Origin of the sequence: Kitasatospora griseola (assembly GCF_014648555.1) — a bacterium.
GTDB lineage: Bacteria > Actinomycetota > Actinomycetes > Streptomycetales > Streptomycetaceae > Kitasatospora > Kitasatospora griseola.
Window position 1 is genome coordinate 566 of sequence record NZ_BMRI01000074.1, and the last position, 8,105, is coordinate 8,670.

The 8,105-nt window shown below is 72.7% G+C and carries 6 protein-coding genes and 1 pseudogene; 3 read left to right on the top strand and 4 right to left on the bottom strand.

Annotation, left to right across the window (positions count from 1 at the left end):
* Positions 1–1,649, top strand: a 1,649-nt coding sequence (locus IEZ12_RS36780) for a DUF8841 domain-containing protein (protein ID WP_189278708.1), incomplete at its 5' end; no start/stop codon positions are given.
* Positions 1,649–2,200: a helix-turn-helix domain-containing protein gene (locus tag IEZ12_RS36785; protein WP_189278710.1), complete on the top strand. Its 552-nt coding sequence runs from the start codon at positions 1,649–1,651 to the stop codon at positions 2,198–2,200. The genes IEZ12_RS36780 and IEZ12_RS36785, both read left to right, overlap by 1 nt.
* Positions 2,201–2,207: 7 nt before the next feature.
* On the opposite strand, the pseudogene IEZ12_RS36790 reads toward IEZ12_RS36785, so the two are convergent.
* Positions 2,208–2,438: pseudogene (locus IEZ12_RS36790) on the bottom strand (helix-turn-helix domain-containing protein); the annotation flags it as partial.
* Positions 2,439–2,540: 102 nt separating this feature from the next.
* Here IEZ12_RS36790 and IEZ12_RS36795 point away from each other — a divergent pair.
* Positions 2,541–2,978, top strand: coding sequence for a hypothetical protein (locus IEZ12_RS36795; protein ID WP_189278712.1), 438 nt, complete (start codon positions 2,541–2,543; stop codon positions 2,976–2,978).
* A 46-nt stretch (positions 2,979–3,024) separates the two neighbouring features.
* Here the strand turns inward: IEZ12_RS36795 and IEZ12_RS36800 are convergent, their stop codons facing one another.
* The 3 genes from IEZ12_RS36800 to IEZ12_RS36810 all read right to left on the bottom strand — a co-directional run bounded on the left by IEZ12_RS36800 (position 3,025) and on the right by IEZ12_RS36810 (position 7,373).
* A complete protein-coding gene (locus IEZ12_RS36800) occupies positions 3,025–3,336 on the bottom strand; it encodes a hypothetical protein (protein WP_189278714.1) in 312 nt (103 codons plus the stop codon).
* Between the two features lie 258 nt (positions 3,337–3,594).
* Positions 3,595–6,063 (bottom strand): DEAD/DEAH box helicase, encoded by a 2,469-nt coding sequence (locus IEZ12_RS36805; RefSeq protein WP_229848695.1) that lies wholly within the window; start codon positions 6,061–6,063, stop codon positions 3,595–3,597.
* 56 nt (positions 6,064–6,119) lie between these two features.
* Positions 6,120–7,373, bottom strand: a complete 1,254-nt coding sequence (locus IEZ12_RS36810; protein ID WP_189278715.1) for a hypothetical protein — start codon at positions 7,371–7,373, stop codon at positions 6,120–6,122.
* Positions 7,374–8,105: the final 732 nt, after the last annotated feature.

Here is an 8,105-nt window from a genome sequence, read left to right on the forward strand (position 1 = left end):
CGTGGCTGGGCACCGGGCTCCCGCTGCGCGTGGAGCGCGCCCACCCGCAGGGCCGCGGCGGGGACGGGGCGGTCTGCCTGACCGCCGCCGCCCTCAAGCAGCTCGGCCTGCCCGCCACGCTTCCGGGCACCGACAAGGCGCTCAACGCGCTGCAGGCGAAGCTCGCGAAGGCCGCCGCGACGGTCGGCATGGAGATCAGCGAGAACATCGGCCCGGTGTTCCGCGCGTTCCGCCGCGCCGGGTCGGCCGGCGGGCCGAAGACCTCCCTCCAGGTCACCGTCGCGCCGTGGCTGGGACAGGGCGACGCCCGCCAGCAGGCCGTCAGCGCGCTCGCCGCCCCGCTCGCCACCGCCCCCGACCACGCCCGGGACGGGCAGACGTTCGCCCGCCGCTACCGGGCCTTCACCACCGACCTCGGCGTCGCCCCGGGCGCGACCACCGCCTCCACCGCGATGCTGCTCCTGGACGCCGTCCGCCCCCGGATCGAGTGGACCAAGGACGAAGCGACGGGCGAGTGGTCCTCCCACCTGCGCGAGGGCGCCCTCCCGGCCGGGGACCGGTGCGCGCCCATCGCGGCCGGCGCCCGCCACCCCCTCACCCGCGAACTCCTCTCCAAGGGCCGGACGGTGTGCGAGGAGGAGGACTACAAGTGGTGGGCCCGCGAGCTCACCGACGAGGAGGCCGGCCTCCGGTTCGCGGTCGCGGTCGACGTCTGCGCGTCCTACCTGTCCGTCACCGACTCCCTGCCCCTGCCGATCGGCGAACTGGAACACGTCACCAACCCCGCATGGGGCAAGGGCAAGACCGCGGGCCTGTGGCTGTGCGACTTCACCGCCGTCGAGGTGGACGAGCTGCTGCCGCACCCCGCGACCTTCCACGGACGGCCGCCGACCGGGCCGGGCTGGTACGCCACCCCGACCGTCGCCTACATGGCCAGCACCTACGGCTTCGACCCGGCTTCGATCACCGAGGCGTACCTGTCCACCCACACCGCGCCGCTCCTCAAGGAGTGGACCACCCGGGTACGGGGCGGCTACAAGCGCGTCTACGCCGACCTCGGCCTCATCGACGGCCAGGGCCCGGCCGAGTTCCTCGCCGCGTACGCCGTGCACAAGCAGGTGGGCCAGGATGCGGTGCGTGCGGACGCGCTGACCCTGGCCGGCCTGTACAAGAACATCTACAAGGGCGGGATCGGGAAGTGGTCCGACTCCGCCCGCCACCTCGACGATGAGATCTGGCTGGAGAAGGTCGCCGGCTCCTGGTCGTACCGACCGGAGATCCGCTTCCACATCATCGCCGCCGCCCGGATCGCCGCCCACCGCCGCCTGCGCAAGACCTACCTGCTGACCGGCCGGGCCCCGTTCGCCGTGAACGTCGACTCCTACCTCTACACCACCGACGCCCCCTCACCTCTGGAGCTGCTCCCGGTCAAGGACGACGGCTCGCCCGTGCCCGGCGCGCTGCGCCTGGGCATCGCGCCCGGAAGCCACAAGCACGAGTCGTCGATCCCGCTGCAGGAGGCGGTGGAGGCGATGGAGCGCCGCGAGCACCCCTCCCGACTGACCCACCAGTACGCGACCGACGGCACCTACACCGGCCCCGAGCGGGCCACCGAGAGCACCGACGAGCAGAAGGAAGGTGAGAGCTGATGGCCGGCGGATTCCGGGGCCTGTTCGGGAAGGTCCGCGAGACGCTGTTCCCCAGCAGGAAAGCCCCCGTGCAGACCACCACCCAGGCCGGGCAGGTCCGGGAGCGCAAGTACGGCGGCAGCACCAAAGCCATGGCCGCCGCCTACAGCGTCTCCCCGCGCACCATCTCCCGCTGGGTCGACGGCACCCGCCACCCGGCCGGCAAGCACCGCGAGAAGCTGCGCCTGGACGCGGTCGACGTGCAGACCACTGAGGCCGGCCGCAAGCGCAAGGCCAAGCAGTTGGCCAAGCTCGGCCCGCACTCCGGGATCACCGCCCGGGTCGGCCGCGCGCACACCTTCGAGATCCAGGGATCGGACGCCGTTCGGGCCCGCGACATCCACCTCGACCTCACCGGCGACCAGGCCGCCGCCCTCGCCCTCGCCCAGGACGAAGGCGAGGTCCGCGAGATCATCGGCGAGGCCCTGGCCGAGTACTTCAACGGCGGCTCCTATGGCGGCTTCCGAGGCGAGGACTTCGAATACGACGTCGACGACTTCGACCTGAACTGACATCGTCCTTGGACACGCCGAACAGCGGCGCGAGCTGCCGTAGCGTCAGGTTGGTCCGCCAGTAGGCCGCGACCAGCAGGGCCCGGTCCTCCAGCGGAAGACTCCAAGGCCGGCCCGGCCGCACGATGTCAGCGCCCTCTCGCCGCAGCATCGTGATCAGCTTGCCGAAGTCGCGCGGGCTCAGCCCCGTGAACGGGGATATCCAGGACGACTCCGACGCCGTGATCACGCCAGCCATGGCGAGATCATCCCAGCCGTGATCACTGCTCCGGGAGCCAGCTCGCGGCACTCAAGAAGCTGGTGCCGGCAGCGGCCTACTTCCCAGGGCGTCGGCAATGCCTTGCAGGACGCCGAGCAGGCCCGCCTGGAGGCCACCCGCTGCCCCGGCTGCCGCCGCCGCGAAGACGAGTTCGACGACAAGTACAGCGCCAGCGACGGCACCGAGCCCTGCACCGACTGCCGACGGGAAGCCCGGGACGCCCAGGAGCGGAACACGCTGCTCGCCGCCCGGGAAGCCAACGCCGCCATGCATCCCTGCTACACGTGCAAGGGCTCCATCGGCGGCGAACCCGACACCATCATCGAGCTGCGCGAGAGAGCCGACCCCCACCAGCTGGAGTGCCCCGCCTGCGACAGCCGCCGCCGCATGAACGGCCGCCCGGCGATCATCCTGCCCGCGCCCACCAACCGCGAACGACGGCAGGCCAAGGCCGGGAAACTCGACGACCCCTGGTGGCACATTCGCCTGGCCCATGCCGAGAAGCACCCCGACCGCTGACGGCTGGCCGCCGAGGAGTACGTGGGAGGAGACCGCCCTCCCGGGTCTACACGACGCCGGGCACGATCTGTCCGCCGACGATGTGGATGCGGGCGGCGCGGGCGTGGCCGTCGCAGACGATGTACCGGCCGCCGTCGTCGGCGTGGACGGTGTGGGTGGCCGGCTCCAGGCAGGCGGCGTCCATCCGGTCGTAGGGCCAGGTGTTCAGGCACGAGGGGTCCATGCACCAGGTCCCGCGCTCGGGATTCGACGCCAGGGTGGCACCGTGCTCCGGGCACACGCCCCACGGCACCGCGCACCGGCTCGGCACCCGGACACTCTGCTGCTGCGCATGCTCGTAGGCGGTGGTGTCGGTCATGCCGGGACTGTAGTCGACCTCCGGGGCCCCCTGTCGCGTTGGCCGCCCTGGAACGCGACAAGGCGGCCCTGTCACGCCTTGTGACCTGCGCAGAGGCTGCCCGAGCCCCCTGTGTGCATCGAGCGGCGACAGCCCCGCCGACGGCCCGCCCCGGTCGCCGCATCCCGCCGCCTGACGGCCACCCGTTTCCGAAGGCGGGCCGTGTTGCAGCGGGTGTGCCGCACCAGCGGCGGCCCAGCCCGCTGCACCCCGCCCCGGCTACGCCCAGCGGATGCCGAGTTGGGTGAGGCGTTGGGCGCGGGCGGTGGGGATGGTGGCGCGCCTGCTGCGGCTGTTGGCGATGAACAGGCCGAGGCTGACCTCGACCGTGGTGCCGTCGGCGAGCACCAGCGGTTCCTTGTGTTTGCGGGGGACGTTCAGGTGCCCTTCTCGTTGGCGGTACTGCGCGGCGGCGGCGAGGTTGCGTTCCTCCTTGACGGCATGCGGGACCTTCGGGGCCGGCAACTCCTCCGGCTCCAGCGGGACCAGGCCCAGGACGTGCTCGCACGCCCACTGTTGCGCCGGGCCGAGCTTGTCCCAGCCGGTCTGCTGCGCCCGGGCCCACCCGGCCAGGTCCTCGCCCTGGACGACCACGGTCCCCGGTGCGGAGCCGGCCAGCTCGCCGCCGTCGCTGACGTAGCGCCAGGCGAGGGTGAAGCAGCGCTGCCACTCCACCGCCCACGTGGGGCACCAGGCGGGGTCGATCTCGTCGACCGCGGCCTTCCGGTCGGCCGGGAACGCCCCCGTCCAGTCCAGGCCGGTCTCGCCTGCCTCGGCTCGGCGCTGGAGGGTCTCGGTGCGGCGCTGGGCGGTGCGCCAGTTCTTCAGGATCGTCCCGACCGGCCGCCCGTCCCACACCGCGTCGTTGGGCGGGCAGGCGTGCCCGTGTTCGGCCGCGTAGCCGGCCACCGCGACCAGGTTGTCGGTGAAGGCGGTGTCGAACGCCGACCACACCATGCCGAGCGCGTCGAGCTCGGCGATCCGCTTGTCGTCGAGGATGGCGGCGGCCTTGTAGCGGCGCTGGTCGGCGACCCACACCCCGAGCCGGTGCCCGGAGGGCGCCCGGTAGGCGTAGGGCACCTTCGCGTCGCCGAACGCCTTGCGGTAGGCCGTCAGCTCCTCCAGGCCACGCCGGAACTCCTCGCGTTCGGGCTCCAGCACCCGGGTGCGCACGAACGCGGCGATCACCGCCGGGTCGCGCTCGGTGGAGAACGACAGGAGCCGCTCCTCGCCGCCGGCCGAGCGGACCTCGCCCAGCTCCCCGGAGTGCCGCGGCTCCCGCTCCGGGCGCGTCTCGGACTGCGGCAGGGCCAGGCGCTCGACGGCGGCCTCGTCGTGGGCCCGCAGCGCCAGCAGCACCTTCGCCAGCCCGTCGTACGCCTTGGAGGTGAGCAGGTCCTCGCCGCTCTCCCCGGCGGCCAGCAGCACCGGCACGACGATCGTGGCGACCTTCCCGGAGTCGGGGGTGGTGCGCAGCGCCCGGCCGACGGCTTGGACCAGGTCGACCATGGACCCGCGCACGTCCGCGAAGAACACGCTGTCGCACGCGAACGTGTCCACCCCCTCCGACAGGGTCTTCACCGACGCCAGGACGTGCCGCAGCAGCCGCAGCCCATCCTCGCGCCGGATCAGCTCCGTGAACTCCTCCAGCGCGGCCCGCCGCTGGGTGGGGGTGTGGTCGGCCTCCAGCCACGTGGTGCCGACCAGCTCCGGGTTGGGGTGCAGCGCCGGGTCCTGCTCCCACAAGGTCCGGGCCACGCCCGGGAGGCCGGTGCTCATCGCCCGGGCCTCCGCCACCAGGTGGTGGAACGACAGGGTGCGCTGCAGGTCCCACTCAGCGCACGCGGACAGCAGAGCCGTCTGCAGGGCCGCCAGCCGGGCCCCGCGGTACTCGACCGAGCGAACGTCCGCACCGCGCTGCTCCATGCCCTGCAGCACGGGGTCGGCGACGTCGACGCACACGATCCGGTACGGGGCGATGACGCCGTCGGCGATGGCCTGCCCAAGCGGGTAGTCGTGGGCGACGGGCCCGAACAGCTCCTCGTCGTCCATGCTCGCGATCAGCTCGGCCGCCTCCACCCCCGCCTCCGCGGCCCGCTCCCGGTCGCGGTCCTTGAGCGCCCACACGCGCGGGGTGGCCGTCATGAACAAGCGCCGGTCGGCCACGATCCGGGTGTTGTCCAGCACCGCCGCCCACGGCCGCCCGGCCTGCCCACTGACCCGGTGCGCCTCGTCCACCACCGCGAGGGAGAAGGCCGGCAGGCCGAGCTGGTGGGCCTTCTCCAGGTGCCCGAGGCCCACGCTGGCGTAGGTGGCGAACACGGTGACCCGCTTCAGCCCGGCGGTCAGCTTTACCAGCTCGGCCGGATCGGTAGTGCACCGCAGCCCCACGGGCTGCTCGTAGCCGGTGAGCGAGCACAGCCCGACCATCCGCCCGCCGTGGCCCTCGCGCCGCCACACCGCCACCGTCTGCTCCAGCAGCGGCAGCGAGGGCACCAGCACCAGCGTCCGCTCCGAGCGCAGCCGCTCGGCGATGTGAACGGCCGTCAGCGACTTCCCCGCGCCCGTCGCCGCCCGGAGCTGGCACCGCAGCCCCTGCGGCGGCACCAGACCTGACGCCGGGAGCGTCAGAAGTCGTACAGAGGCGTCGGCGGCCTCCACCTGATTACGACGGGGCTTTTTCATCATGATTCAAATTCCCCTTCTTCGAATTCCAGCGACACGATCGGAAAGTCTGATCCCGCCTACTCGGGTTGGCGGTCCCACAGGTTCACCGTCTCGCGCACGCGCAGCGGTTTGTCGGCCGGGCCCTTGATGTACGGGGGGATGATCCGGTCCTCGTGCCAGCACTCGCCGGTCTCGTGGAGGGCGGAGCGCATGCACTGGTCGCGGCGGTGCGGGGCCACCGGCCACCGGCACGACCACGAGGGCTCCCGGCGCCCGGTCGACGCCTGGGCGTCCTTCTCCACCGCCGCTCGGGTGGGCCGGTGCCGGGTGTGCACCCGCACGATCCGCACCGTCCCGTCGTCGCCGATCCCGGCCCGGCGGTCCCGCTTCGCCCCGGCCCGTCGGCGCGGCACCTCCTCGATCTCGGCCAGCTGCGCGCTGCCCTGCTGGGCCATCAACTGCCACGCGGTGTAGACGACCTGCGCCCACCGGTACGGGTCGTCCCCCGGGACGTCCTCGGAGAACGGCGCCCCGTACCTGAGCAGCACCTCGTTGTCCCACGACAGCGGCCCGGCGCAGCGCTCCTGGGCGGCCAGCAGCCCCGCTACCGCCGGGGTGCCGTCCGGGGCGACGCTGACGACCTGGTCGGCCGGCAGTGCGTCGTAGGGCGAGCCCGACTCCGCCCAGAACGTCATCCACACGCCCTCAGTGGCCCGGTCGACGGGCGCCAGATCCCCCTCCATGCCCTGGTGCGCCCACGCCACGGGGATGCTCGCGTCGTCCAGGCCGACGGCGTCCGGGGTCCAGGTCGACCAGGACACCGCCACGATCGGGGTTGTCAGGGCCAGGTCCGGGTCCGGCATGGTGAAACCGGTGCCCTTCATCGCCTCGCCGATCGTCACGGCGTAGCCGCCGATCGGCTCCTGGAACACCATGAAGCTGGCCGGGGACGGCAGTCGGTGCTCCTGCACCGCCTCCTTCGGCGGGACCTGCGCGGCGGCCAGCGCCAGGGCGGTCATGTCGGCCGTCGCGTAGTACAGGCCCGCGTTCCGCAGCCGCTGCACCTCCAGCCGGGTCAGGAGCTGGCTGCCGATCGCGCCCGGCGAGTAGGCCCCGCCCAGGGACGGCACCGTCGGCAGCAGCGTGAACCGCCCCGCATTGATCGCCTCGGACAGTGTCTGCAAGGCGATCGCCGACCCGGTGTACTCCACGAGGTCCGAGCGCAGCTCCGCCAGCCGCCCCGGCTCAGGGGCCTGCCACGGCGGCAGCGGCCCGCGGGGGACCTGCGACCTCGGCTCACCCCGCCCGGCCGCCCCGGTCGTCTCGTCCATCACCGCTCCACTCCCGCCCCGGCCGGCACCGCCGGCTCGTCCTCGCACACGTGGCCCGACGCCACCCAGCAGTCATCGGAGAAGTCCGTCTCCAGCACCCAGCCGCACTCCCCGCACTCCGCGTGCCCGTCCCACCCGACCTCGCGGCCCGCCGCCCTCCTCGCAGTTGTGATCGGCCGCGACGTCGGTGTCGTCCTCGAAGCGCGCCTGCCCCTGGGCTCCGCACTCCCCGCAGTACCAATCCGCCAGCCAAGACACCGTCACGCCGTCTCCTCCAAGCCCAGGAATTCCATTTCCAGCTCCCGCCGCAGTTTGATCCGCAGTATTCTCAGTGACGACGATCGTGTTCGGGAGCGAGCCCAAGAAAATTCCCCAGACCCTCGCTCCCATCCAAGAGTCTAGCGGGCAGACACCTTTGATGCATCAGAACGGGCGAAGCCCGCCCCTCGCCACCCCAACGAGTGACCCCGCCATTCGACACGCCCCGCAACGACTCCCGCTTCCCCCGAACTCTTTCGGGCCCACGCTGCGGAGCGCCCGCCAAACCCACCCCCCGAGCCCGCCCATCCAGGCAAGAGCCGAAGGCCCCCATCACCCCATCCACCATTAAACTCCGCGCGAAGCAGCGGAGTTGACCCTCCATCACCCACCCCAACCCCGTACCCGCCAACGGGCGAAGCCCGAACAGCCCGGCGAAGCCGGGCAGTCGGCGGCGAAGCCGACGAGCCGCCC

What these genes read in the sequence shown, in the direction of transcription:
- IEZ12_RS36785 (WP_189278710.1), top strand. Translation starts at nt 1,649, where the DNA reads ATGGCCGGCGGATTCCGGGGCCTGTTCGGGAAGGTCCGCGAGACGCTG.
- IEZ12_RS36810 (WP_189278715.1), bottom strand. Translation starts at nt 7,373, where the DNA reads ATGGACGAGACGACCGGGGCGGCCGGGCGGGGTGAGCCGAGGTCGCAG.
- IEZ12_RS36805 (WP_229848695.1), bottom strand. Translation starts at nt 6,063, where the DNA reads ATGATGAAAAAGCCCCGTCGTAATCAGGTGGAGGCCGCCGACGCCTCT.
- IEZ12_RS36800 (WP_189278714.1), bottom strand. Translation starts at nt 3,336, where the DNA reads ATGACCGACACCACCGCCTACGAGCATGCGCAGCAGCAGAGTGTCCGG.